Annotated in this window: 21 protein-coding genes; 4 read left to right on the top strand and 17 right to left on the bottom strand. The window is 43.0% G+C overall.

Annotated features, from left to right (window positions below; translation table 11 throughout):
• Positions 1 to 76: 76 nt before the first annotated feature.
• From MHN30_RS17910 to queA, 7 genes are all read right to left on the bottom strand, one after another.
• Positions 77 to 1,858 carry a bifunctional diguanylate cyclase/phosphodiesterase gene (locus MHN30_RS17910; RefSeq protein ID WP_010607171.1) on the bottom strand — a complete coding sequence of 594 codons (1,782 nt, stop codon included), beginning with the start codon at positions 1,856 to 1,858 and terminating at the stop codon, positions 77 to 79.
• Between the two features lie 112 nt (positions 1,859 to 1,970).
• On the bottom strand, positions 1,971 to 2,498 hold the full coding sequence (locus MHN30_RS17905) for a hypothetical protein (RefSeq protein WP_010374160.1): 528 nt from the start codon (positions 2,496 to 2,498) through the stop codon (positions 1,971 to 1,973).
• A 132-nt stretch (positions 2,499 to 2,630) separates the two neighbouring features.
• A complete protein-coding gene (secF, locus tag MHN30_RS17900; RefSeq protein ID WP_095728065.1) occupies positions 2,631 to 3,575 on the bottom strand; it encodes a protein translocase subunit SecF in 945 nt (314 codons plus the stop codon).
• Positions 3,576 to 3,584: 9 nt separating this feature from the next.
• Entirely contained in the window at positions 3,585 to 5,444 is a 1,860-nt protein-coding gene (gene secD, locus MHN30_RS17895) for a protein translocase subunit SecD (RefSeq protein WP_239360619.1), read from the bottom strand.
• 24 nt (positions 5,445 to 5,468) lie between these two features.
• Positions 5,469 to 5,807 carry a preprotein translocase subunit YajC gene (yajC, locus tag MHN30_RS17890; protein ID WP_010374166.1) on the bottom strand — a complete coding sequence of 113 codons (339 nt, stop codon included), beginning with the start codon at positions 5,805 to 5,807 and terminating at the stop codon, positions 5,469 to 5,471.
• A gap of 20 nt (positions 5,808 to 5,827) precedes the next feature.
• Positions 5,828 to 6,967, bottom strand: coding sequence for a tRNA guanosine(34) transglycosylase Tgt (gene tgt / locus MHN30_RS17885; protein ID WP_010374167.1), 1,140 nt, complete (start codon positions 6,965 to 6,967; stop codon positions 5,828 to 5,830).
• A gap of 424 nt (positions 6,968 to 7,391) precedes the next feature.
• Positions 7,392 to 8,429: a tRNA preQ1(34) S-adenosylmethionine ribosyltransferase-isomerase QueA gene (gene queA / locus MHN30_RS17880; RefSeq protein ID WP_102057567.1), complete on the bottom strand. Its 1,038-nt coding sequence runs from the start codon at positions 8,427 to 8,429 to the stop codon at positions 7,392 to 7,394.
• A gap of 320 nt (positions 8,430 to 8,749) precedes the next feature.
• Between queA and MHN30_RS17875 the strand changes: the two genes are divergently transcribed.
• Positions 8,750 to 11,257, top strand: a complete 2,508-nt coding sequence (locus MHN30_RS17875; protein WP_239360618.1) for an EAL domain-containing protein — start codon at positions 8,750 to 8,752, stop codon at positions 11,255 to 11,257.
• A 158-nt stretch (positions 11,258 to 11,415) separates the two neighbouring features.
• Complete coding sequence (locus tag MHN30_RS17870; protein WP_010607165.1) at positions 11,416 to 11,613, top strand: hypothetical protein; 198 nt, start codon at positions 11,416 to 11,418, stop codon at positions 11,611 to 11,613.
• A gap of 132 nt (positions 11,614 to 11,745) precedes the next feature.
• Here the strand turns inward: MHN30_RS17870 and MHN30_RS17865 are convergent, their stop codons facing one another.
• The 10 genes from MHN30_RS17865 to MHN30_RS17820 all read right to left on the bottom strand — a co-directional run bounded on the left by MHN30_RS17865 (position 11,746) and on the right by MHN30_RS17820 (position 22,475).
• Positions 11,746 to 12,636 (bottom strand): hypothetical protein, encoded by an 891-nt coding sequence (locus tag MHN30_RS17865; protein WP_130164994.1) that lies wholly within the window; start codon positions 12,634 to 12,636, stop codon positions 11,746 to 11,748.
• On the bottom strand, positions 12,633 to 13,205 hold the full coding sequence (locus MHN30_RS17860) for a hypothetical protein (RefSeq protein ID WP_130164995.1): 573 nt from the start codon (positions 13,203 to 13,205) through the stop codon (positions 12,633 to 12,635). Before MHN30_RS17860 ends, MHN30_RS17865 begins: the two co-directional genes overlap by 4 nt.
• Positions 13,198 to 13,737 (bottom strand): RNA polymerase sigma factor, encoded by a 540-nt coding sequence (locus MHN30_RS17855; RefSeq protein ID WP_039492741.1) that lies wholly within the window; start codon positions 13,735 to 13,737, stop codon positions 13,198 to 13,200. Before MHN30_RS17855 ends, MHN30_RS17860 begins: the two co-directional genes overlap by 8 nt.
• A 114-nt stretch (positions 13,738 to 13,851) precedes the next feature.
• A complete protein-coding gene (locus MHN30_RS17850) occupies positions 13,852 to 14,763 on the bottom strand; it encodes a hydrogen peroxide-inducible genes activator (protein WP_039492743.1) in 912 nt (303 codons plus the stop codon).
• A 107-nt stretch (positions 14,764 to 14,870) separates the two neighbouring features.
• On the bottom strand, positions 14,871 to 16,139 hold the full coding sequence (locus MHN30_RS17845) for an inorganic phosphate transporter (protein ID WP_017218447.1): 1,269 nt from the start codon (positions 16,137 to 16,139) through the stop codon (positions 14,871 to 14,873).
• Between the two features lie 36 nt (positions 16,140 to 16,175).
• On the bottom strand, positions 16,176 to 16,853 hold the full coding sequence (locus MHN30_RS17840) for a TIGR00153 family protein (protein WP_010607159.1): 678 nt from the start codon (positions 16,851 to 16,853) through the stop codon (positions 16,176 to 16,178).
• 142 nt (positions 16,854 to 16,995) lie between these two features.
• Complete coding sequence (phoU, locus tag MHN30_RS17835) at positions 16,996 to 17,697, bottom strand: phosphate signaling complex protein PhoU (RefSeq protein ID WP_010607158.1); 702 nt, start codon at positions 17,695 to 17,697, stop codon at positions 16,996 to 16,998.
• A 23-nt stretch (positions 17,698 to 17,720) separates the two neighbouring features.
• On the bottom strand, positions 17,721 to 18,548 hold the full coding sequence (gene pstB / locus MHN30_RS17830; RefSeq protein WP_010607157.1) for a phosphate ABC transporter ATP-binding protein PstB: 828 nt from the start codon (positions 18,546 to 18,548) through the stop codon (positions 17,721 to 17,723).
• A gap of 27 nt (positions 18,549 to 18,575) precedes the next feature.
• Positions 18,576 to 20,225: a phosphate ABC transporter permease PstA gene (gene pstA / locus MHN30_RS17825; protein WP_239360617.1), complete on the bottom strand. Its 1,650-nt coding sequence runs from the start codon at positions 20,223 to 20,225 to the stop codon at positions 18,576 to 18,578.
• Positions 20,226 to 20,240: 15 nt separating this feature from the next.
• Positions 20,241 to 22,475 (bottom strand): ABC transporter permease subunit, encoded by a 2,235-nt coding sequence (locus tag MHN30_RS17820; protein WP_130164996.1) that lies wholly within the window; start codon positions 22,473 to 22,475, stop codon positions 20,241 to 20,243.
• A 305-nt stretch (positions 22,476 to 22,780) separates the two neighbouring features.
• Between MHN30_RS17820 and MHN30_RS17815 the strand changes: the two genes are divergently transcribed.
• Positions 22,781 to 23,287, top strand: coding sequence for an ACT domain-containing protein (locus tag MHN30_RS17815; RefSeq protein ID WP_039492749.1), 507 nt, complete (start codon positions 22,781 to 22,783; stop codon positions 23,285 to 23,287).
• Positions 23,288 to 23,406: 119 nt separating this feature from the next.
• Positions 23,407 to 25,503 carry a polyphosphate kinase 1 gene (gene ppk1, locus MHN30_RS17810; protein ID WP_222241525.1) on the top strand — a complete coding sequence of 699 codons (2,097 nt, stop codon included), beginning with the start codon at positions 23,407 to 23,409 and terminating at the stop codon, positions 25,501 to 25,503.
• Positions 25,504 to 25,513: the final 10 nt, after the last annotated feature.

Raw genomic sequence — 25,513 nt, 5'->3', positions numbered from 1 at the left:
TCTTTTAGGGGAAACAATACTACAATCAAGAGTATTCTTACGGATTGCTATTACTATTGCGTAATTAAAAATATAGTCAACCTGCATTTTCCAATCGTACAGTCGATACTGTCGGCTTGCGACGGTTACATACAAATAAATAGCTATTACGATAGCGCTTTGCTTCTTTCTTAGCATCCGTTGCTAAAGCTGCAACTTGGTGCGAATTGATACAGTGTTGTAAATCTGGTCTCACTAAACCAATCGATAAAGTGAGTAAAGGTACAAATTGCTTTTGCCCTTCACGATTTGTTGCCCAGTAACCGCCAGCACTAACATGCTCGGGAGTAAAAAAGGCTTTTGATTTAAGCTCAAACTGAGTGATGATCTCATGACACAACACTTCTGCATCATTATTATCGAACACCACCATAAAGTCGTCACCCCCGATATGCCCAACAAAACTTGAGCTCTGTACACATACATCAACTGTCACCTCGGCAAGTAGCTTAATCACGCTATCGCCACTGGCATATCCATATAAATCATTAAACTGTTTAAAATGATTAAGGTCGATATATGCAAGAGAAAAGTCATGATGTGAACGTAACCTTTGCTCTATTGCCTCATTTATCGCGACATTGCCCGGCAACATGGTTAATGGATTGGCATGTTGAGCATGACGAATTTTTTCTTCTGTAATGTGCTTGAGTATGTCTCTCAAGGGCGCTAAGCCAAGATAACGACCATCTCTAGTAATAATGATATGACGTCGAATATCAAATTCATGGTCGGTTATTTGCTTGCTCACCGTATCAAGCTCTTGCTGCTCATCCACCACTAACGGCTGTTTATCCATCAACTTAATCACTGATTTCTTATCGAAGAGTGCATGGCCATATGGTGCCGCAAAGACCTCAGTCAGTTGATCTCGGTGTAGCAGCCCAACAGGCTCTCTAGCATCATTAACCACTGCAAGGCTGGTTAGCTTGCGATCTTGTTCAAACAGCCTATGAGCATCGATACATTGCGTACATTCATGGATAGCATTGGCCTCTTTGGCAAGCCAACCGATTGCCATCGACTGCTCAAATTGATTGACACTGGAACGAACTTCCGAATGAAGGGATTTTAACAACGCCAGCTCTGTCGGTGGCTTTCGAGTTGGCTTCGCGAGCAGAAAGCCTTGAGCGTTTACAATACCGAGCTGCTCTATCAGCTTTAGCTCCTCCATCCGCTCAATTCCCTCGGCAATTACTTGAGTGCTAGTGGCTTTAGCAAGCTCGATAATAGACTTTAAAAACTCACGTTTCACCACACTTTGGTCACAATGGTCGATAAAATATCTGTCGACTTTGACGTAGTCAGGGCATAACTCCGACCACTTTCTGAGACCAGAATAACCCGCTCCCAAATCATCAATCGCAATTTGAAACCCAAGTTCTCGATAATGGGTAATTGTAGTTAGTAGCAGATTCGCGTCATCTACTTTGTCTTGCTCAGTCACTTCAATGACGACACGCTTGGGATCGAGCCCATACACTTCTGTAAGATGTCTGGTTTCGCCCTTTGGGTGGCTCGGATCAAGTAACGCTTTTGGACTAACGTTTAAAAATAACTTACCAGGAAGGTTGAGTGAGACGAACTGCTTAATAGCAGCTTCACGACAGATAATCTCGAGTTCTGACAAACGCTCCTGCTTACTCGCGATCGCAAAAAGCTTGTCTGGAGATTCCAACAATGAGCCGGACATGCCACGACTTAATGCTTCAAACCCTAAGATTTGCCGTTTCGCAAGATCGTAGATAGGCTGAAACAGAGTAAATACAGCTTTTTCTTTTATTATTGTATTAAGTACTAACGTGCGCGAAGGATCCACAGCATTAAACTCACTGTAAAAGTATAATCGCGCACGGTAGCAACAGAGTATGACAGATATATGTCAATCGGGTGAAATGTACCCAATATGCAATTGAATGATTTTCAACCGCTTACTTCAGCGCTCGTTCTACCTGATCAAAGTGTGCAATCACTTCCACAATTTCCATCTCTGCGCTCTTATAGTCTTCAGCGCCACTAAACCCTTTCATCGCAATCGCTTGAACCGTTGCTGGATGCACTAATAAATCTTTTGCATGGTAGCAAACAGGGTCATCAAACTTGGGTAATTTGCCATCTGCATGATAGCCAGTTTCGATCTCTTCAAGTGGTAAAGTAGGAATGATATCAGCGGCTTTATCCAAAGCATCTAGATAAGTCTGACACTGAGGATACTTGGCCACAAACTCATTAAGCAAAGTTCTAGAGAGAGTCACTAGATCGGCGGATTGTGCTTCAAGTGCAGCAGCATCTTTCTCGATACGAATATCCGCAAGTAAAGTCTCGGCTTGTGCTTTATATTGCGCCAAAGATGAGGTTGCTTCCGTGGGAGCGGACTCTGTGCGTTGTTCTAATTCAGGTTGCTTAGAACATGCGGTCATTAATGTTAATGCGCCAACCGCCATCACAAGTTTGTACATAAGTATCTCCTTTATTGATAACGATTATCATTATATACTACTGTCATTTTTTAGAAACAATAAAATGACGTTTTACAAACAACAAAAAAGCGGCCAAAAAGCCGCTTTCGATTATCACAACAACTTCTGTGATTAAGGCATAGCGTCTAGGTCTGCACCTTCTTTTTCAACTTCTACTGGGATCAAATCTTCTTTGCTAACGCCCATTGCTACTGCAACTGAACTCGCTACATAAACAGAAGAATAGGTACCGATAAATACACCGAACAGCAGAGCCGTCGCAAAACCGTGAATGGTTTGACCGCCCCATACGAATAGCGCTATCAATACAAGGATAGTCGTAATTGAGGTCACTAATGTACGATTAAGCGTTTGTGTCAGTGAAATGTTGATGATCTCTAAGGTGTCGTCAATGCGTACTTTACGGAAGTTTTCACGAATACGGTCAGACACAACGATAGTATCGTTAAGTGAGTAACCAATTACCGCCAATATTGCCGCCAAAATCGTTAAGTCAAATTCCAGACCTAAGATAGAAAACAGACCCATTGTCAGTACAACATCGTGGAAAAGTGCAAATACAGCACCTACCGCAAAGCGCCATTCAAAACGAAAAGCAACATAAATCAAGATACAGATAAGCGCGGTTAGCATCGCCAAGCCACCCTGCTCTTTGAGATCTTCACCAACACTTGGACCTACGAATTCAATGCGGCGCATCACCACACTTTCGTCTGCTTGCTTAAGTGCTGCAATAAGCTGGTTACCTAATACCTCAGCTTTCACGTCGTCCCCACGAGGGGCGAGTCGCACTAATACCTCTTGGCTTGAACCAAAAAGTTGCACAGAGGCATCGGCAAAACCATTTTCGGCTAATACACTACGTACCTTCGCTAAGTCTGCTGGCTGTGAAAATCCAACTTCAACAGCCGTACCACCGGTAAAGTCCAAACCAAAGTTTAGTCCTTTCACCATAAACGAGCCGATTGAAGCCAAGATCAACAATGCCGAGAAAGCCATGGAAAGCTTTCTTGCCGACATAAAACGGATAGTGCCTTTTAAGTTTAATAATTGCATGCCCGTCTCCTAGATTGATAGCTTAGTGATACGTCTGCCACCGATGATGGCATTAATAACTGCACGCGTACCAACGATCGCTGTAAACATCGAGGTAATGATACCGATAGCTAAGGTTACCGCGAAGCCTGCAATCGGACCTGTACCAACAGAGAATAGGATCACCGCAGCAATTAAAGTGGTGATGTTGGCATCAAAGATCGTACTAAATGCACTATCGTAACCATGGTGAACGGCTTGCTGTGGACTGCGGCCTTCCGCTAGTTCTTCACGAATACGCTCAAAGATAAGTACGTTAGCGTCAACGGCCATACCGACGGTTAATACGATACCGGCAATACCTGGCAGCGTCAGCGTCGCACCTGGGATCATCGACATTACACCCACAATCATGATGAGGTTAGCCGCAAGCGCCAAGTTTGCTACCAGACCGAAACCTTTGTAGTACAGCAACATAAAGGCAAGAACAAAAGCAAAACCAAGGACAACCGCAGTCATACCCGCTTCGATATTTTCCTGACCAAGGCTTGGACCTACAGTACGTTCTTCAACGATTTGAATTGGCGCAACCAGTGCACCTGCACGTAGTAGCAAGCTTAAGTTATGTGCTTCTGCTGGGCTATCAATACCAGTAATACGGAAAGAGCTATTTAAACGCGCTTGAATCGTAGCAACGTTAATCACTTCTTCCACTTTGATTGGTGGTAACGCTTTGCCGTTTTCATCTTTCTTGCCAGATGGTTTGTACTCGATGAAAACCGTCGCCATACGTTTGCCGATAGCACGTTTAGTAAAGGCATTCATTTTTGCCCCACCTTTACTATCAAGCTTGATATTCACCTGAGGGCGCTGATATTCATCCATACCAGATTGCGCACCTGTGATATGCGTACCTTCAAGAATAACGCGCTTTTTAAGCACAACAGGATAGCCATCTTTATGTGGGATCACTTCAGTGCCAGGAGGAATGCGACCTTGTGCTGCTGCACGCACGTCGGCATTTTCGTCTACTTCACGGAACTCAAGCGTTGCAGTAGCACCGAGGATCTCTTTCGCACGAGCCGTGTCCTGAACACCTGGAAGTTGAACAATTATGCGCTCACCACCTTGACGTTGAACATTTGGTTCAGCAACACCCAGTTGGTTAATACGATTACGAATAATAGTTTCGTTTTGCTTGATAGCGTATTCACGCAGCTCTTTGTATTTAAGGTCGCTAAGGCTTGAGAAGAAAGCGAGGCTATCGCTGCTATCATTGATAAAGTCGTTACCCGGGTAACGTTTTCTCAAGAAGCTCATTGCCGCATCTTTATCTTCTTCCGAGCGCATCGTTACTTGTACACGTTCAGTATTAGAAACACGACGAACAGCACGATAACGCAATTTCTCATCACGTAAATCGCTCTTGAAATCTTGCTCCATTTGCTCAAGTGCATTGTCCATCGCCGTGACCATATCCACTTCCATTGTGAAGTGAACACCACCACTTAAATCTAGACCGAGCTTCATTGGGTTTGCACCTAAGTCTTTTAACCACTCAGGTTGTGCCGGAGACATATTGATTGCTGAAATGTAATCATCACTTAAGCTATTTCGCAAAATATCTTGTGCTTTAAGCTGATCTTCAACATTTTTGAAGCGAACAAGGATTTGACCGTCTTCTAACACAGAAGATTTTACGGCAAGGTTGTTCTTTTGTAGGGTTTCGTTAACTTGATCTAATACACTGAGCGTCGCATCAGCACCTTTTGTGCCAGACACTTGTATGGCCGGATCGCGACCATACAAGTTTGGTGTGGCATAAAGAATACCGATAGCTAACACAGCGAGAACAAGTAAGTACTTCCACATTGGATACTTGTTTAACACTGGACTATCCCTTTATTGTTATTCTTATAGAGATTTCATTGTACCTTTAGGTAACACAGCTGAAACCGCTGACTTTTGCACTGTCACTTCAGTTTGATCGTTTAGTGCGATTACAACAAAGTCTTTGTCATCAGCAACTTTTGTGATTTTACCCACTAGTCCACCTTGAGTTAGTACTTCATCACCCTTGCCTAATGCACCCATTAGGTCTTTGTGTTCTTTAACACGCTTGGCTTGTGGACGGTAAATTAAAAAATAAAATACCAAACCAAAAATACCTAACATGATTAGCATTTCCATGCCACCACCAGCAGGTGCTGCCGCAGCAGTGCTAGCATGCGCGTTTGAGATAAAAAAGCTCATTTCACTTCCTCGTTTATAAATTAATTATTTTCTGTCAAACCAACGTCAGCCAACTCTGGCACCGCAATGCCACGGCGCGCATAAAAGTCTTCGACAAATTCATCAAATGTGCCTTCAGATAAGGCATTTCTCATTCCTTCCATCAAACGTTGATAATAACGTAAGTTATGGATGGTATTGAGTCGAGCGCCTAGAATTTCATTACACTTATCTAGGTGATGTAAGTACGCTCGAGAGTAATTCTTACAAGTGTGGCAATCACACTCCGCATCTAGTGGACTGGTATCTGTTTTGTGTGCTGCATTACGGATTTTCACCACGCCACCGGTTACAAATAAGTGACCATTACGAGCGTTACGCGTTGGCATTACACAGTCAAACATGTCGATACCACGACGCACAGCTTCAACCAAATCTTCTGGTTTACCAACACCCATTAAATAGCGTGGTTTGTTTTCTGGCATTTTATAGGCACATTGGTCAAGAATATTGATCATGTCTTCTTTAGGCTCACCAACCGATAAACCACCAAGTGCATAACCGTCAAAGCCGATTTCTTCTAAACCCTTTTGCGACTCGGCACGAAGCTCTGGGTACATACCACCCTGAATAATACCGAATAGTGCAGAAGGATTGTCAGCATGTGCATCTTTAGAGCGCTTAGCCCAACGTAAGCTTAGCTCCATCGAGTCTTTTGCTTCTTTTTCTGTCGCTGGATACGGCGTACATTCGTCAAAAATCATCACGATATCTGACCCTAAGTCGCGCTGTACTTCCATCGCTTTTTCTGGAGACAACATGATTTTCTCACCATTAACTGGTGACTTGAACAACACACCTTCTTCCGAAATTTTACGCATTGCACCAAGACTAAATACTTGGAAGCCGCCTGAATCGGTCAGAATCGGTTTATCCCAGTTCATAAAATCATGCAGATCACCGTGCTGTTTGATGATCTCTGTGCCAGGTCTTAGCATCAAGTGAAAGGTATTTCCTAAACAGATATGTGCGCCCGTTTCTTTGAGCTCATCAGGGGTCATGCCTTTTACTGTGCCGTAAGTACCAACAGGCATAAATGCAGGCGTTTCTACCACACCACGGTCAAAAATCAAGCGACCTCGGCGAGCCTTACCCTGTTTGCTATCTAATTCAAATTTCATTGTTACCTCGTTGTCGGAAAAACAGTCCAACTTTGACTAAAAAACGTGCTAAGCCAATGCTTAGGGCAGTGATCTTTCGATTCTACCAAGATTACTAGCGCAATTCTAATACCAATTATCTTAATTAAGTGTTCTATTTTGAGGCGAGAAAATCTTGTCGATAACACCGCTGCCGCGTCCTGCTCACGCCGAGGTACCTACGTCCTGTAGGCAAGGCAAAAATTTTGATATTTAGTTGCTCTAAATAAGAAATTTTTAACGCAGTTAGCGTCAGATTTACTCCTTCAAATTGAGCAAGCGTTAAGACTAATTGGTATAATATTGGGATAAAAAACACAAAGCCCATATTGAGCTTGCAACTTTACAGCCATAAAACGCAAAATGCCCAGCAACACTGGGCATTTAAATAGTTGTATGGCGTGAGTTACTTATCTTGCTTTTGCAAGAACATCGCATCACCGTAACTAAAGAAGCGGTATTTTTGCTCAATTGCGGTTTGGTAGGCCTTCATAATATGCTGTTGCCCTGCAAACGCACTCACTAACATGATGAGCGTTGATTCTGGTAAGTGAAAGTTAGTCACCATTGCATCTACCACGTTAAAACGGTAGCCCGGATAAATAAAAATATCGGTATCGCCGTAAAGTGGAGCAATTTCACCGCCGTTTGCTTTAGCCGCAGACTCAAGTGAGCGCACCGACGTAGTACCTACCGCGATGACGCGTCCTCCTCTGGCTTTTGCCGCTTTGATTGCCTCCACGACTTCGGCTGAGACCTCGATATATTCTGAGTGCATAACATGCTCTTCCACCGAATCGACTCGCACTGGCTGGAACGTACCTGCGCCCACATGCAAAGTAACAAAGGCCATCTCAACACCTTTGTCTTTTAGCGTGGCCATCAATTCATCATCAAAGTGCAGTCCAGCGGTAGGTGCAGCGACTGCGCCAGGTTTCTCACCATACACCGTCTGATAACGCTCTTTATCTTCTTCGTCATCCGGTCTGTCGATATAAGGAGGCAAAGGCATATGGCCAATTTTATCTAAAATAGCCAATACGTTTTCTTCGCCCTCAAATCTCAACTCAAATAATTCACCATGGCGCTGAACCATCTCTGCGGTTGCTTGGCCTTCAAGCTCAATCTTAGTACCAGGTTTTGGCGACTTGCTCGCTCTTACGTGAGCAAGCACAGTTCGCTCATCTACGACGCGCTCAACCAGTACTTCGAGTTTTCCACCACTGGCTTTTTGACCAAACATACGAGCAGGAATAACTTTAGTGTTATTAAAGATGATTAAGTCTTCTGGATTAATAAGTGCCAAAATATCTCTAAATACTTTGTGTTCTATTTCACCACTATTGCCATTTAAGGTAAGAAGACGACTGCTAGAGCGTTCCTTCATTGGGTGTCTGGCAATCAACTCATCAGGAAGATCAAAACTAAAGTCTGCTACGCGCATGGAAAGGCCTCATTTCTAAAAGTGCGCCAAGTCTAGTGCGGTGTTTTGGCGAAATCAAGTGCTTGTAACCTTGCGTAAATACCTTTAACCTAGCGAGTCTAAAACGGTAATCACCATGTAAAATTTTGTACGGTGTGCACCTTTGTTTAGTGCGTTCTTTATTCTTTACGTTTAAACAATAACTTATCGCTATCGGCTATGATTTCCGAGCAAAGTTCGCGTCACTGTTTGATTATTATCAAGCGGCGGTTAAGTACGATTTGCTAACTTTAAGATAAGCCCAATGATTGTGTCGCAGTATCTGGTGAGGTTTTTTTATTGTGTCTAGACAACTAACGTTGCTCATTGTTAACGCCAGTGCTCACGAGCGTCAAACCTTGACTAAAACTCTTAGTGCATTAGATGTCTTTACTATCATTGCCAAGTCCGACTCTCAAGATGCCCTAAGCTTATTGAAGACGCAAGCTGTCGATTTAGTGATCACCGGCTTGGATGTTGGCAAAATTGACGGCTGGCGATTCTCTCGCATGATCCGCTCAGGTCTGCTGGCAACGCCCAAAAACACCCCCATTGTACTTATTCCGCCAACTTATTGTGAACGAATAGCCGAAACCACCGCCCGTAGCTACAGTATTGATGCCGTGCTGCCATTTGAGCGTCAAGACATGTTGCCGCAAATTCTGGCCAATGTGTTGTCAACGCATTTAGATAAAAGCAGCCGCCTCAACTTGCTGTTGTTAGAGCCCAACCAACAACGTGCGCAAAAAATATGTGAGCACTTATCGCACAATTTCGTTTGCACACATGTAAGCTCGGCAGCCAGCGCTTTATCACTATTTCTACAAGATCACTACGCCATTGTTTTAATGGACACTACGTCTAACTTGTCAGGTTCCGCAGAAAGCTTAGTCGAAAGTATTCTCAAACATCGTCCAAGCCAAGCCATTGTAACCATTATTGACAAACGCGATGCCGACCATGCTGAACAACTATTATTGTTAGGTGTTACCGACTTTGTTCGAGCGCCATACGACATGCCCTTTTTAAGCAAGGTATGCGACCATGCGGCGCGACGAGAAGACTTTATGGTGAGCTATGCTGAGTTTGCTAATAAAGTTGAGCAACTCAGTCGCAGTGAAAGTCGCTATAAAGATTTATTTTCTGCACACCAACGTATCTTACTGCACCTCAGAACTGTAGTCGTCGAATTGGATTTGGAAGGTGCGATCCGCTTTATAAATCCAGCATGGGAATACCTCTCTGGCTTTGGTATTAAGTCGAGCCTCAATACCCAACTCAGCAACTACATTGCCAAAGATGAACTTACAACTTTCAACAAAGTCATTCGAGAAATTCAAAGTGGGGTAAGGCAACATGCGCAAGTCGAGTTGCAGCTCTGCCATAAAGCTGGACATCTAGTGTGGGTCGAATGCCGCCTGCAACTTATCAAGAATACCTCAAGTTCGGTCGCAATAACTGCAACACTCGATAACATTCACGAGCGCAAACAAGCTGAACTACAACTCAGACACTTAGCACTGCATGATACGCTTACCGGCTTACACAACCGCTATTATTTTGACCAGCAATTAAATCAGCTGTGCAATGAAGTAAAGTCTGCAGAAGAGATAGAACACGCGCTAATTTACATCGACTTAGATCACTTTAAGATCATCAATGACAGTAAAGGCCATCAGCAAGGAGATATCGTACTCAAAGAAGTATCAGAGTTGTTTGGCGACAAAATAGGTGAAGAGCATCTCACTTTCCGTATTGGGGGAGACGAATTTGCTGTACTGCTTAAACACACCAATTTACTCGACGCTCATATGTGCGCTGAAAGCATTTGCATGGCTATCGAAGAACATAAATTTCACTTTGAAGACAATGCATACTCTCTCAGTTGTTCTATCGGATTAACGCAAATTACCAATGAAAATGCGGATCCCAGTGAGTGTTTGAAACAAGCTGACATAGCCCTTTATATTGCCAAGAATCTCGGTCGCAACTTGGTTCATTGTTATAACAAAGAAGATGAACAAAACCAGACACTGCAAACCGGTTTAGAATGGGGCCATAGTGTTAGGCAAGCGCTTCAGAACGACAGCATAGAACTCCACTATCAACCGATCTGGGATTTCAAAAAACAACAAATAGCCTATTACGAAGCACTGCTTAGATTAAAGATCAACGGTGAGACAATATACCCAAATCAGTTTATTCCTGCATTAGAGCTACTTAATGATACATTTTTGATGGATCAATGCGTGATCAGAACAGCCATTAAAGCACTGGCTGAACATGAGATCCTGAGCCAAGTGGCAATTAACTTATCCGCTCATTCATTTTTAGATGAACGACTGCAGCCACACATTCAAGCCTGCTTAAAAGAGCATCAAGTTTCAGCTAATCGCGTTATTTTTGAGATCACTGAATCTGCCAGTATTAACAATCTTAACGCAACCCAGACGATGATCAAAAACCTGAACGATCTTGGCTGCCATTTCGCTATTGATGATTTCGGGACAGGCTTCAGCACTTTTAGCTACCTAAAACAGCTACCCGCGCAGCATGTTAAGATAGATGGCTCCTTTGTTCGAGACATGCTCAACGACCCAATTGACCTGGCGCTGGTCAAAGCTGTAAACGATATTAGTCACTCATTAGATAAGTGTTCAGTTGCCGAATATGTCGAAAACAAAGAAATATTTCAACAACTTAAGGAAATAGGTGTGGACTATGGACAGGGTTACTTTATCTCTAGACCGCTCCCTATTGAACAACTAGCGAGCAGTGCAAAAACTATTTTATCTCTAAAAACAGCGTAGTAACATTTTTATACTAAAGGTTACTTTTACTTCTTGCAAAGTCCACTATAATTAAAGATACCAGTTTAAAATGTCACCAAATTTTAAGGTAACACCTTAATTTTATAGACATTCAAAGGATTGAGTTACATCTTGCTATGGACTTCAAGGGGTAAATTATGCTGTCATTATCACTGTTTTTACTACTTGCAAACTTGCTCATCGCGTATCAATGTTACCGCTATGCCAACACTAAAGGATATCCGGTAAAATTGTTCACAGGGCTCGGTTTGCTACCCTACTTTAATCTAGTGGTTTGGGTTTACTTACTCTTTTTACCAAATTTAACTACTGCAAAAAATATAGAGCAGGCTTAATACAAGCAAGTGTAGTTCCTTTACTAGTGTAAGTTCCTTTATAAATAAAACAGCATGTAATCATGCTGTTTTTTGTGTTATCACTTTGCGCCCCTAACCTCAAAGAAACACTTTACCCCAAGCTTAGATTAACTAAAAGCGATAGCTAGTTACTGTCTCGGCTAGCTCCTTAGCCGTTTTCTCACCCTTAACACATTGCTGCACCAAGGATTTTGGATAAACAAATACCTGTTTATTGTTTGGATTACTAAGCTCACTGTAAATAAAGCTTACATGCTCATTTTTAGGCAAACTTCTTAAACCCGCACCATAGTCGCATAAACTTCGGGCTAAGCTGGTTACTAGCATTTTTTCAAGCGCCTGCTGCTTTTCCGCTTTCTCCTTCGCGCGTTTGACCCGCGAAGCCTCAAGGCTCGCTTTCAGCTTATCTTTCAGGTCTTTTAATTCCGAATCCTTAAGTGAAAGCTTTTCTATGCGCTTCTCAACTTCTCTCAATGACTCCGTAAATTCTTTTACTTGATCATCACTTTCGTGCCTTTTCGCAAACTCCAGCTCCGCTTTTTGGCGTTCAAGCTCCCTCAATTGAATTCTATTCTCTCTTTCTTGCTCTACGGCTTCGCGGACCTTCTCGGCTCCTGCTCTCACTTTCTCAGCAGCATCCGAATAAGCTTGAGAAAAAGCTTCAGCTATCGGCTGTGAAATCTCGACCTCCGCGATGTCCATATCAAATTCCGGCAGTTCAAACTCCCCTATTGCAGCCACATCATCGAGATTGTCGATATGAGAGATCCACTCTAGACGATGCCGACGTTTTAATGCCAGTTCAAACACAACTCCCTGATCTTTTAAATAATAGCCAGAAACACTACGAACTTGATCTTGTGTGTCATGCTGTAATGCACTCATTAGTACCCGCTCAAAAATAGCAACCTCACGCTTTAATGCTTCATCAACAACTTGGGCCTGAGCAAAGCTTGTAGCAATGGCTGCAACAGCGCCAAAACAAAGTGGAATTAACTTCATGGTTTACCTCGATACTGTGCTAAATTTTGTGTCGGTGTTTGCTCTACTTGCTCTGCCAATTCATTCAATTGCAGCCTAAGTAGGGCTTGATCTTGCGCTCTTTGTGCTTGGATCAGATCAACGAGATTATTCATTGCCAAACTGCGCTCTTTACGATTTTGTTCAACCACTTGCGTTGCTAACTTGGCAAGCGTAGCTTGATCTATTGGCTTAGTCTCATCAAGTTTTGCAAGCATGGCCTGCATAGCGCTTTGATGCTGTGCCAGTTGCGTTTGTTGAACACTCAACTGCTGATGTAAGCCTAAGTTCTGTAACCAAAGTCCTGATACACCGAGCCCAACAACCAGCCAAGCAGCAACGGCAGCCACTGGCCAAGCGCGAGTTTGGTGCTGCAAAGTGAGCTGTGAGGGTGGCGCTTGCTCTTCGAAGCTAGCAGCATGCTGTTGCCAAGTAGTGGCAGCACTCATCATTGCTCGATATTCACTATCTGCCTGAAGTTCGGCCAACTCTGCCTCAGACAGCACTTTGCCATCTAACCACTGCTCAAATAAGTGTGCTAATTTAGCCATGATTTTGCACCTCTAGTTGCCCTTTCATCTTACCTAACGCACTGTATAGCCTAGCCTTCACCGTATTACTTGATAACTCAAGCTGCAGCGCAATTTCATCAAAGGTGTAATGCTGGAAAAACTTTAGCTCCACGACAATGCGCTGCTCAAATGGTAGTTGTTTCAGCGCGATATATATCTCTTCATTACTTTGTTGTTGCGCTATTTTGCTGTCAGGTCCGTGTTGCGGCGTCTCAGGTTCTTTACCTTCAATCGATTCAAACTTATGTTTTCGCATGTGATCCACTATCCTTGCATGGGTGATTTTAAATACCCAAGTCGAGAACTTAGCATCACCATTAAAGGTATGCAGATTTCGATACATACTTAAAAATACATCTTGAGCAATATCTAGCGCGTCTTGCGGATTACCAACCAGCCTCAAACATTGGTTATACACACGACTATGATGCTGGGCGCAAAGCTTTGACCATGCTCCTTGATTACCTTGCAGTGCTCTTTTTATTAATTGTTTTTCGCTATTAAAAAACACGCAGTTCACTCATCCAATCTACTCACTAACTATTAATCGTAGCGGGCGCAAAAAAAGTTGTTCAGACGGGAAAATTTTTTGAAAAAAAAGCACCGTTAAGGTGCTTCTTCTTTATTATTGCGACTGACATTGGCCACTGATGTAGCCACCAACAAAGTCGCTAAACAGTCTAAAATCTCTGATCCGCCCGGTAGTACGACGCCAGATCAAGCCAATCTCGCGATATGCATGATCTTGTGGTGGCATAGCCACTAAAGGCTTACCTTCCAAAATCCCAGCATTGATAGCCATTTGAGGTAAAAACGTTACGCCATTTTTGTATTCCACCATACTTAATAAAGTATGTAGGTTTGCCGCCTCGAATGGATTGATGCACGCGCTACGGTTCAGGTGACAAGCACTAAGAGCATGCCCCGTCATACAATGCTCTTTTTCGAGTAAAAATACACTTTGCTCAGGTAACAGGTTAAAGTCCTCGATCGGCTCTGGTACGCTGTACTCCGTATGGCGAACCAAGCTAAAGTGATCTTTTGCAAGTACCTGTGTATGAAACTTATCGGTTCTATATGGCAGCGCCAACATGGCCATATCAATATGCCCATGCTCTAACTTATCCAGTAAGTTATCACTGGTATCTTCAACCAGTACCAAATTAAGCGCTGCAAATTCTTTTTTGCACGCCTGATAAAGTGGCGCGGCAATAAAACTCGCAATGGTGGGAATGATCCCTAACGTCAACTTACCAGATAATGGATTTTTATAGCTTTTAGTCAGCTCTTTAACGCTCATGGTGTCGTCGATAATTTTCCGCGCTCGTTCAACCACTTCCTCACCAATATCGGTAAACATTAGGCTGCGATTTTCGCGTTCAATTAGCTGACATCCTAATGTCTCTTCAAGATTTTGTATCGCGCTACTTAGCGTCGATTGACCAATAAAGCATGCTTCCGCTGCACGACCAAAATGTTGGTGCTGATGCACCGCAAGCAGGTATTGTAGTTGTTTGATACTAGGTAAATTCGTCACAAGCTTTACTCTTAATTTTCAACAGCACAAATAAAAAGACCCCAACACCAAAGGTGTTGAGATCTTTTCAAGCTAAAAGTCTGTCTTTTTGAAAAGTGCGGTTTATTTTATACGCCGAACACTAATCTCAAAATATAGAATATAACAATAGCAAGGGCAGCACCAACTGGCAATGTAATTACCCAAGAAACTACGATGTTACGAATAACACCCATGTTTAATGCCGCAATACCACGTGCCATACCCACACCCAATACCGCACCAACTAAGGTTTGAGTTGTAGAGATTGGTAGGCCTGTGCCTGATGCGATTACTACTGTTGAAGCAGCAGCAAGTTCAGCTGCGAAACCACGGCTAGGAGTAAGATGCGTGATGCCTTCACCGATAGTCTTGATTACTTTCTTACCAAGGATCGCAAGACCCGCAACAATACCTAAACCACCTAGTGGTAAGATCCACCAAGCTAGGGCCGCTTTCTTAGCAATTTCACCGTCGTTTTCAACAATGTTTACCACAGCAGCTAATGGACCAATTGCGTTAGCAACGTCATTCGAACCATGTGCGAATGCCATACAACATGCTGTTAGTACCATAAGGATAGCGAATACTTTTTCAACATTATTGAACTGCATTTGCTTGTCTGCATTGGGATCCATTTTCAGCTTAGAAATCGCAATCTTACCGATAATAGCAATAATAATAGCGATACCGATAGCAAGCGCAAAACCTTCGAATGTGCCGAGCTTGATACCAATATGCTTAAGACCTTTTTTGATCGTAACCAAAGACATAACAAAGCCCGCTAGACCCATGTAAATAGGCACAAAGCGTTTGGCATTTTCTAGTGGCTTATTGGTATCAAATATGAGCTTCTGGGCGCTCATAAAGATAAGATAAGCAATAAAACCAGAGATGGCCGGGGTAACAATCCAGCTCCCAACTATGCCTGCAACTTTACCCCATTGAATTGCTTCGCTGCCTACAGCAACTAGCGCAAAACCAATGATTGCACCAATGATTGAGTGCGTCGTAGATACCGGCCAACCTAACATTGAGGCCATCAATAACCAGCTACCTGCAGCAAAAAGTGCAGAGATCATTCCCAGTATCATCAGTTCAGGAATATCGATGAAAGGAGTAGAATCTATAATCCCTTTTCGGATCGTTGATGTTACCTCACCACCAGCAAGATAAGCACCAGCGAATTCGAAGATCATAGCAATGATAATTGCTTGTTTGATGGTAAGTGCTTTTGAACCTACCGAAGTACCCATAGCATTCGCAACATCGTTTGCGCCAATACCATAAGCCATAAAGAAACCAACTGCTGCGGCAATTAAAACCAATACTGTGCCGTAGGATGCAATGATATCCATAAGAAACCTTACTTTATTTTAAAAGATCGATTTTTATTAACGAGCTAACATCAGCTCAAGACGTGAACCAACGCGCTCTGCGATATCTGCAAGCCCACCGACCCATTCGATGATCTTGTATAAGAACATCGCATCAATTGGGTTTAGCTCGCTTTCAACAGCGCGTAACTCTCGACGAATTTTAATTTGCATATCGTCGGTATCTTGCTCGATGGCATCAAGCTCAACTAGCATTTTTTCAACTAAAGTGACTTCACGGCCTCTAAAGCCTGTCTCAAGCAGTTCATCAAACTCATTAATCGCTTCTGATGCTTGTTTAGTTGCGTCCACACAACGAGTGACGTAAGCAAGAAAGTCTTTTTGAATGGATTCAGGGATGACCATTTCACGACCGATAACGCGACCTGCGATATCTTTCGCTTTGTTGGCTATCTTATCTTGGTGGGTGATAAGTTCCAGTAAGTCAGTCCGTTCTACTGGCATGAATAAACCACGAGGCAAATGTAAGCGCACTTCACGCTTTAGTTCATCTGCTTCACGCTCTAGGTTGCGGATTTCAATGCGAATTGCATCCGCTTCTGTCCACTCCCCTTTGAAGACATGGTTAAAAAATGGGATCAAAGCCGCACTGGCTTGATGGACTATTTTTATATGCTCTTCAATTGGCTTAATAGGAGATTTAGCAAATACTCCTAAAAACGCGTTACTAGGCATAACTGACCCTTAAATCATATTTGTATGCATGTGCAAAGTGTAATTTTACAGCATTGAGCGCTGTTGTGAACGGTTTTATTGCAAGTTTAGATGAACTTACTATGAAATTGCGCGCCGAAAGCGCGCAACTAATTGATAAGCATCACAAGGTTTTTGCGATATCTTCTTGAGATGTATGACGAATATCTTTGCCATTTACGAAATAAATCACATATTCCGCAATATTTTGACAACGATCGCCGATACGTTCTAATGAGCGCACAGACCAAATTAAATCCATTATTTTTGGAATCGAGCGTGGGTCTTCCATCATATAGGTCATAATTTGACGTGTTACTGCTTCGTATTCACGGTCCACTTTGGCATCAGCTTTGTGCACTTCAAAGGCCTTTTGCGCGTCCATCCGGGCAAACGCATCAAGCACGTCATGTAGCATTTGTGACACTTGGCGACCCATATTGTCAATATTCACCAATAGATCTTGCTGATCTTTGGTAAACGAATCCAAGGCAACTTTAGCAATACGCTCTGCTTCGTCTCCGATACGTTCAAGATCTGCAATCGTTTTTGCGATAGCAACCACCAAACGTAAGTCACTGGCTGCAGGCTGTCTTTTGGCGATGATACGTGTACATTCTTCGTCAATATTCACTTCCATCGCATTGACTTTGTAATCGTTCTGACTGACCTTTTTCGCTTTTTCAGCATCATTGTGGTTAACCGCATCAAGCGCAGTGTTTAGTTGCTGCTCTACCAGTCCACCCATACTGAGTACGTGATTTCTCACGTTTTCTAGCTCTTCATTAAAGCGGCCAGAAATGTGCTTATTAATATTGTGTTCCATTATATTCTCCTCGCAAGCTCGCCTTAACCGTAACGACCTGTAATATAGTCTTCTGTTTTCTTCTTAGACGGCGTGGTGAATAAGGTATTGGTATCTGCATACTCAATTAACTCACCCATATACATAAACGCAGTTTGATCAGATACACGCGCAGCTTGTTGCATGTTATGTGTAACGATAACTACAGTATACTTGTTTTTCAGGTCGTTAATGAGTTCTTCGATAACCAATGTTGAAATCGGATCGAGTGCTGATGTTGGTTCATCAAGTAACAACACTTCTGGTTCAATCGCGATAGAGCGAGCAATCACCAAACGCTGCTGCTGACCACCAGATAAACCAAATGCACTGTCATGAAGTCGGTCTTTTACTTCATCCCAAAGCGCGGCACCACGGAGTGACTTTTCAACCACTTCATCTAACTTGCGCTTATCCTTGATACCTTGCAGACGCAGACCATAAACCACATTCTCATAAATAGATTTAGGGAAAGGGTTTGGTCTTTGGAATACCATGCCTACGTTACGGCGCAGTGCCGCAACATCTACGCTCTTGTCATAAATGTTCTGTCCTTGAAGGTTGATTTCTCCTTCAATACGACAGCTATCAACCAGGTCGTTCATGCGGTTAATACAACGTAATAACGTTGACTTACCACAACCTGATGGACCGATAAATGCGGTTACCTGCCCTTTTGGGATCAACATATTGACGTTACTAAGGGCTTGTTTATCACCATAGTAAAGATCTAGGTTTTTGATCTCTAGTGCGGTGAGCTCTGGACTTAAGTTTGCTAAATCAAGCTTATTATTGCCGTTTGCTTGATTGACTTCTGGCGCTACTGTAATCATGTTTTTACCTATTAAAAATCTTTACTATTAATGCTCTAACGATCTGAATTTTTCACGTAAGTGGTTACGAATACCAATCGCTGTGATATTCAGTGCAATAATCACCGTAACCAGTAGGAACGCGGTTGCATAAACCAAAGGTCTAGCAGCTTCAACATTCGGGCTTTGGAAGCCAACATCATAAATATGGAATCCTAAGTGCATAAACTTACGATCCAAGTGAATATAGGGGAAGTTTCCGTCTAGCGGTAGGGTTGGTGCCATTTTTACTACACCCACCAGCATCAGAGGAGCTACCTCACCCGCGGCACGCGCAACAGCAAGAATAAGACCCGTCATAATTGCAGGGCTTGCCATTGGAACAATGATCCGCCATAAGGTTTCTGCTTGAGTGGCACCAAGCGCAAGTGAACCATGACGCACTGAGCTTGGGATCCGAGACAGGCCTTCTTCCGTGGATACAATAACCACAGGCAAAGTAAGGATAGCAAGTGTAAGTGCAGACCAAATCACACCTGGTGTACCAAATACAGGACTTGGCGCAGCCTCAGGGTAGAAAAGTTCGTCAATTGACCCACCAAGCATATAAACGAAGAATCCTAAACCAAACACCCCATATACAATGGATGGAACACCTGCAAGGTTGATCACCGCGATACGGATCATCTTAGTCACAGCGTTCTTTGCTGCATATTCATGGAGATAAATCGCGGCAATAACACCGAATGGTGTCACGATCACCGCCATCAGCATAACCATAAATACCGTACCAAAGATTGCAGGGAATACCCCACCTTCGGTGTTTGCTTCACGCGGGTCATCACTCACAAACTTGCTGATTTGCACTAAGTAGTGACCTACTTTGGCAAAAAAGCTCATGTCATTTGGAAACCAAACGTCCAACACTTGGTACAGAGGCAAAGTCACTTCTTCACCACGCATATCACGCACCACAACTTGGTCACGCTTAGCCTGCTTCCTTAGCTCAAATAAACGCTTCTCGAAGACTTTGTAATCTTCACGTAGCTCAGCACGGCGTGCATTTAACTCTGCTAATTTTTCCTCTGTTAGGTCATTATCAAGTTGATACGACTTTTCTTTTAAACGTAGACGTTCAAGCTCATAGTTAATGTGCCCGATTTCGCTATTTTGTAGATCAAGCGCTTCGTCATTAAGGTCAACGGCGCGTTCAACAAGCTCATGTAGCCTTTCAATCGGCTGATCAGTTACTACTTTACCGTCTTCTAAAACGCGGGCAACATAGCCATAGAAATTACCATTTTTACTACGCTCAAATACCGCTAATTCCGCTGGTGTAGACTGGCTTTTGATATCTGTTGATAATACCCAACGGAAATCAAGTTCTACATATTCACGGTTACCCGTTTTAACGAGCAAACGCTCGATTTGCTCGCTGTTGTAACCTGAAAGGTCGAATCCAGCCGCTTCAAGGCGAGATTTTGGTACCATCTCGCGATCGTATATTTCACCAATAACGGTTTGCTTGGCAACTGAACCGTCGAGATGCATCTCAACAACTTGAGACGGCCAAAAGAAGCTCAGTCCTTTCCATGCGATCATCGCAAGTAGTCCAATTACTGAAATCAAACTAATACTGACCGCGCCACCTGTCATCCAGATCCACGGAGAACCTGACTTAAACCACTGTTTTACCATGTCATGTCACTCCAATTACATTGAGCTGTACTTTTCACGCAGCTGCTGACGAACAAACTCAGCAACGGTGTTAAATACGAAAGTAAAAATAAACAATACAAAGGCAGCTAGGAACAGGATGCGATAGTGAGAGCTGCCAACTTCAGACTCCGGCATTTCCACCGCAATGTTTGCAGCAAGCGTACGCATACCTTGGAAGATACTCCAGTCCATGATTGGCGTGTTACCGGTTGCCATCAATACAATCATCGTTTCCCCTACGGCGCGGCCAAGACCCATCATTACCGCAGAGAAGATACCTGGACTTGCTGTTAGTAATACAACACGAACCAAAGTCTGCCACTGTGTGGCACCGAGTGCTAATGAGCCATTTGAAAGATGCTTAGGTACACTAAATACCGCATCTTCTGCAATAGAGAAGATTGTAGGAATAACCGCAAAGCCCATCGCGATGCCCACTACTAGTGAGTTACGCTGGTCGAATGTTAGACCTAACTCATTAGTTAGATACTGACGCACATTACCGCCAAACAGCCAAGACTCAATTCCAGCGCTCATGGCAAATGAAATCCAGCCTACGACAAGCACAACAGGGATAAGTAGGATTGAATGCCAGCCTTCAGGCACAACGTGTCTCACTTTTGCAGGTAGCTTAGTCCAGCCAAATGCCGTTGCTATCATCGCAATTGGTAATAGCACCAATAAAGCAACCACAGCGGGTAGATGCGTTTCAATTAACGGAGCTAGCCAAAGACCCGCCAAGAAGCCCAAGATAACCGTTGGTAGTGCTTCCATTATCTCGACCGTTGGTTTCACCACGCGGCGTAATTCACTCGACATAAAATAGGCAGTGTAGATTGCTGACGCTAATGCAATAGGAACAGCAAACAACATGGCATAAAGCGCCGCTTTAATGGTACCGAAGGAAATAGGCACTAATGAGAATTTCGATTCAAAGTCATCACTCGCAGAGGTTGACTGCCAAGTATAAGCAGGCTCTGGATATCCTTCGTACCATACTTCTTGCCACAAAGCAGACCAAGTTACTTCAGGGTGCTCATTGTGTAGCTCTACTACCGTTAACGTATCATCGGCGAGTAACAAAGCCGCATTAGCACGTGGTGCTACCGCAAACTTTTGTACAGCTTTATCTGTGATTTTACCTTGCCATAAGTGCGCTTCACTGGTGGTGTAATATAAACCTAATTGACCATTTTCATTGGTCGTGAAGAAAGTACGACGATAATATTCACTAAACAGTTTGACCTGTTTGCTTTTTGGCGTTTCAAAAGAGCGGATTTTAGCAAACTGGCGTCCATCATCGGTATTGACTTCAAACCACTGTGAAACCTCACCGTTGTCGTTAGCAAGCATTAACGAGTTGGCGCCAGCTAGCAGATTCATGTCGACCAAGTTGGCATTTTCTTCGTTTGCAGCAAGCAATTGGAATAACTCAACTTCAGAAGCATAGCGAGAATCAAAGACGTAAACTTGATTTGCTGAGCGAACAAATGTGCGCGATGTGTCTGGAGAAATAAGTAACTCATCAACACGACCATCAATATCTAGCTCGGTACGCTCAACCGCCCATTCAACCTCTCCAGTAAACATGTTTTCTTCTGCAACAAAAGAGGCAAAAATCACACGTTTATCCGCAGTCTGTGCAACAACAGCGGTTTTGTCTTCGAAGTGACTAAAGGCGAATTTACGAATTGCTTGCCCTTGTTCATCAACAATCAGTTGCTTCGCATTAAGTGGATAACTTAAGCGAGGGGTTAAAACACGTTGATTTCCCGGAAAGCTTACCGTGAACATCGGCTTCACGAGTTGTACCTGACCGTTATCCAGACCAAATGCATATTGCCCCAAGAAAGGCGCACTTTCTGCAAATGCCGTGACATTACCGTCAAGTTCAACATCCAATGTATCTAGTAATTTACCGGCACTTTCACCTTTGATCTGGTAATAATATACCGAACCTTGACTGCCGAGTAAGTATGCAATTTCCGTTTGTTCTTCTACCCCTACACCTAAATATGTTTTGTCTTGTGTAAGCTGAATATCTATACGCTTTTCAACCTTTGCTGATTCAAAGATCGGTTGAACGACATATAGTAAGTAGAAGAAGATAAGTAAAAGTGCGACTAATACCATTACTCCACCAGCAGTAATGCCAAATTGTGCAAACCTGTCTTTAAAGAGACGGCTTCTATCCGTTTTAAAGGATGGCTTTTGCGGATTTGAAGTCATCAATATACCCTTTGGTTTAAAAATTGGGGGCATTATATTTCATCAAGATGACAGTTGTGTTACACCTGAGACACAATTGAACTTTCTTCAATTGGCATTTACCCTCAAATTCATTATAAAAATAATGGAACTAATCGGCTCAAAAAATGCTCTGATTGTTAGCCTAGAGTAAACACATAAATTTCGTTGCATTTCTTTACATTAAGTGCTTAAGGGCACTGGACAAAGTAAGTTTTTAGACTAGTCTAAATCATGCGCCGAATTCGTTTTTTCGCCTACGGGCGCCACAAAAAAAGAGACATGATATGAAGCAGTTAATATTAACACTTATAGGTAAGGACCGACCGGGTCTCGTTGAGGAAATCTCTTCCACTATTCTTTCTAACCATGGCAATTGGTTAACCAGTAATTTAAGCCACCTTGCTGGACAATTCGCAGGCATAGTGCAGGTTGAGGTTGCTGAAGAACATTTGCAAGAAATACAAGATGCATTGCATAAATTGCCAGGTTTAGACGTGAGAGTTGAATCAGGCGAAAACTTGCAAGCGCAAGAAGAGCCGGACACATTAAATTTAATCATTACAGGCAACGATAGACCGGGAATTGTGCAAGAACTTGCTACGGTTATTCGCCACAAAGGCGCAAACATCACGCACCTAACTTCAAAACAACGTAGTGCTCCAAACTGGGGACTGCCTATTTTCAGCGCTTTCGCAACCGTGACTCTACCTGCTGGCACGGTCAAAGAAAACGTGATTGATGCACTCGAGTCAATCACCAGTGATTTGATCGTGGACATAGAAGAAAGCTAAAACCTACACTATACTCATGATGGTTGAATGACAAACACGACAGGCGCGTTGTGTTTGTCATAATTATGTCACACACCCTGCTTAAGCTGTAAAAATAAGCTGTACCTATGGAAAGCACCATGCAGGCCGTATCTCCAGAGCATAAAACTATCACGTACTTTGCCAAAGAATTAAGCTGGCTCTCTTTTAACGAACGCGTTTTACAAGAAGCCAAAGACCCAACCAACCCGATCATCGAGCGGATCCGCTTTCTTGGTATATTTTCCAATAATTTAGACGAGTTTTTCCAAGTTCGTGTTGCGGATGTAAAGCGCCGTATCTTATTAAATAATTTGCCTGATACCAATTTCGATGAAGATGAAGTGCTACTCGCCGACATTCAAAAGAAAGTATTGGAACTAGGTAAAAAATTTAGTGTTATTTATGACCAGATCCTCATCGATTTAAATGAGCATCATATCCATATTAAGCAACCTGATGCGCTGTCGGACTTCCACAAGAATTGGTTGGCTAACTACTTTAAAGACCAAGTGCTGCCTCACCTATTACCAATGATGATTAACGAAAGTAAGGACTATTCGGACAACATCAACGACACTATGACTCACCTATTTGTGGAGTTAAATGGCGAAAAACAGCATCATGCCTTTTTGGAAGTCCCGACTGATCGTCTAAACCGCTTTGTCCAGCTGCCACCAGAAAAAACCCGAAGGCATAAAACGATTGTGTTGCTCGATGACGTTATTCGATTTTTTATTGCCGATGTGTTCAAAAGTTTCTTCAAATTTGAGCGCATTGAAGCCTATTCGATGAAGCTCACTCGAGACGCTGAGTACAACTTAGATGATGAGCTAGAAGAAGGCGTGTTAGATACCATGTCTAAAGGCCTCAAACAGCGTTTATATGCCGAGCCTGTACGTTTAGTCTACGAAGAATCTATGCCTGAAGAAATGCTCAAGTTGATGAAAAAGCGTTTAGGGGTGACAGGTCAAGATGCCATGATCCCAGGCGGGAGATATCGCAATTTCAGAGATTTTATTTCTTTTCCAAATGTTGGTCGCGGCTATCTAGAAAACAAACCATTGCCGCCGCTTAAAAGTGCGGCCTTTTCAAAGTATAGCAGCGTCTTTCGCGCGATTTCAGTTCAAGATATCTTGCTATATTACCCCTACCACACCTTTAATCACATGCTGGAATATATCCGCCAAGCGGCATTTGACCCCAGAGTGACACAAATAAAGGTCAACATTTATCGCGTGGCAAAGCAATCTAGATTGATCGCTTCATTGATCAATGCTGCAAAGAATGGCAAAAAAGTCACCGTGATGGTTGAATTGAAAGCCCGCTTCGATGAGCAAAACAATATTGAGTGGGCAAAACTCATGAGTGAATACGGTATTAAGGTCATGATTGGCATACCGGCGCTTAAGGTCCATAGTAAGCTTTGTGTGGTTCACCGTAGAGAAAAAGGCAAAATCGTCAAATATGCACACATTGGTACGGGTAACTTCCACGAAAAAACTGCTCGGATTTATACTGATTTCAGTCTGTTTACCAAACACCCCGATATTACGGAAGAATGCGATAGCGTGTTTCGCTTTATCGAGAGTAGTTACCTGCCGTTTAAATTCGAACACCTGATGATTTCCCCCATCAATGCACGTAGTCGAATTGTAGAGTTGATCGATGAAGAGATAACTCATGCAGAGCAAGGGAGAACAGGAAAAGTAACAATTAAGATCAACAACTTAGTTGATAAGCAGCTCGTTGACAAGCTTTACGAAGCATCGCGAAAAGGCGTCAAGGTTCGCCTCATTGTGCGGGGTATGTGCGCGCTTGTACCGGGCCTTGCACAGTTTAGCGATAATATAAAAATCATTAGTATCGTCGATCGTTTCTTAGAACACCCGCGAGTGATGATTTTCGACAACAACGGCGACCCCAAAGTCTATATTTCTTCAGCTGACTGGATGACCCGTAACCTTGACCACCGTGTTGAAGTCGGCACACCTATTTATGCAGAGCATTTGAAGAAACTAATTATCGATATCATTGAACTGCAGTTTAAAGATCGCACCAAAGCCAGAGTTATTGACGCCGAACAGAAGAATCTGTACGTTCGCCGAGGTAACCGTAAAAAAATTCGCTCTCAGATCGCGATTTATGACCATTTAAAGAAATGGGAGTTACACCAATTAAATGAAGCGAAAGAATAACCGTTGAGGA

This window comes from Pseudoalteromonas sp. OF7H-1 (assembly GCF_022347825.1).
Taxonomy (GTDB): Bacteria; Pseudomonadota; Gammaproteobacteria; order Enterobacterales; family Alteromonadaceae; genus Pseudoalteromonas; species Pseudoalteromonas maricaloris.
The sequence above is the reverse complement of the archived record's forward strand: the minus strand, read 5'-3'. Positions and strand labels throughout refer to the sequence as shown.

Excerpts from the sequence above, each read along its gene's own strand:
- MHN30_RS17905 (WP_010374160.1), bottom strand. The coding sequence starts at position 2,498 with ATGTACAAACTTGTGATGGCGGTTGGCGCATTAACATTAATGACCGCA.
- secF (WP_095728065.1), bottom strand. The coding sequence starts at position 3,575 with ATGCAATTATTAAACTTAAAAGGCACTATCCGTTTTATGTCGGCAAGA.
- yajC (WP_010374166.1), bottom strand. The coding sequence starts at position 5,807 with ATGAGCTTTTTTATCTCAAACGCGCATGCTAGCACTGCTGCGGCAGCA.
- tgt (WP_010374167.1), bottom strand. The coding sequence starts at position 6,967 with ATGAAATTTGAATTAGATAGCAAACAGGGTAAGGCTCGCCGAGGTCGC.
- queA (WP_102057567.1), bottom strand. The coding sequence starts at position 8,429 with ATGCGCGTAGCAGACTTTAGTTTTGATCTTCCTGATGAGTTGATTGCC.
- MHN30_RS17870 (WP_010607165.1), top strand. The coding sequence starts at position 11,416 with ATGCTGTCATTATCACTGTTTTTACTACTTGCAAACTTGCTCATCGCG.
- MHN30_RS17865 (WP_130164994.1), bottom strand. The coding sequence starts at position 12,636 with ATGAAGTTAATTCCACTTTGTTTTGGCGCTGTTGCAGCCATTGCTACA.
- MHN30_RS17860 (WP_130164995.1), bottom strand. The coding sequence starts at position 13,205 with ATGGCTAAATTAGCACACTTATTTGAGCAGTGGTTAGATGGCAAAGTG.
- MHN30_RS17845 (WP_017218447.1), bottom strand. The coding sequence starts at position 16,139 with ATGGATATCATTGCATCCTACGGCACAGTATTGGTTTTAATTGCCGCA.
- MHN30_RS17840 (WP_010607159.1), bottom strand. The coding sequence starts at position 16,853 with ATGCCTAGTAACGCGTTTTTAGGAGTATTTGCTAAATCTCCTATTAAG.
- phoU (WP_010607158.1), bottom strand. The coding sequence starts at position 17,697 with ATGGAACACAATATTAATAAGCACATTTCTGGCCGCTTTAATGAAGAG.
- pstB (WP_010607157.1), bottom strand. The coding sequence starts at position 18,548 with ATGATTACAGTAGCGCCAGAAGTCAATCAAGCAAACGGCAATAATAAG.
- pstA (WP_239360617.1), bottom strand. The coding sequence starts at position 20,225 with ATGGTAAAACAGTGGTTTAAGTCAGGTTCTCCGTGGATCTGGATGACA.
- MHN30_RS17820 (WP_130164996.1), bottom strand. The coding sequence starts at position 22,475 with ATGACTTCAAATCCGCAAAAGCCATCCTTTAAAACGGATAGAAGCCGT.
- MHN30_RS17815 (WP_039492749.1), top strand. The coding sequence starts at position 22,781 with ATGAAGCAGTTAATATTAACACTTATAGGTAAGGACCGACCGGGTCTC.
- ppk1 (WP_222241525.1), top strand. The coding sequence starts at position 23,407 with ATGCAGGCCGTATCTCCAGAGCATAAAACTATCACGTACTTTGCCAAA.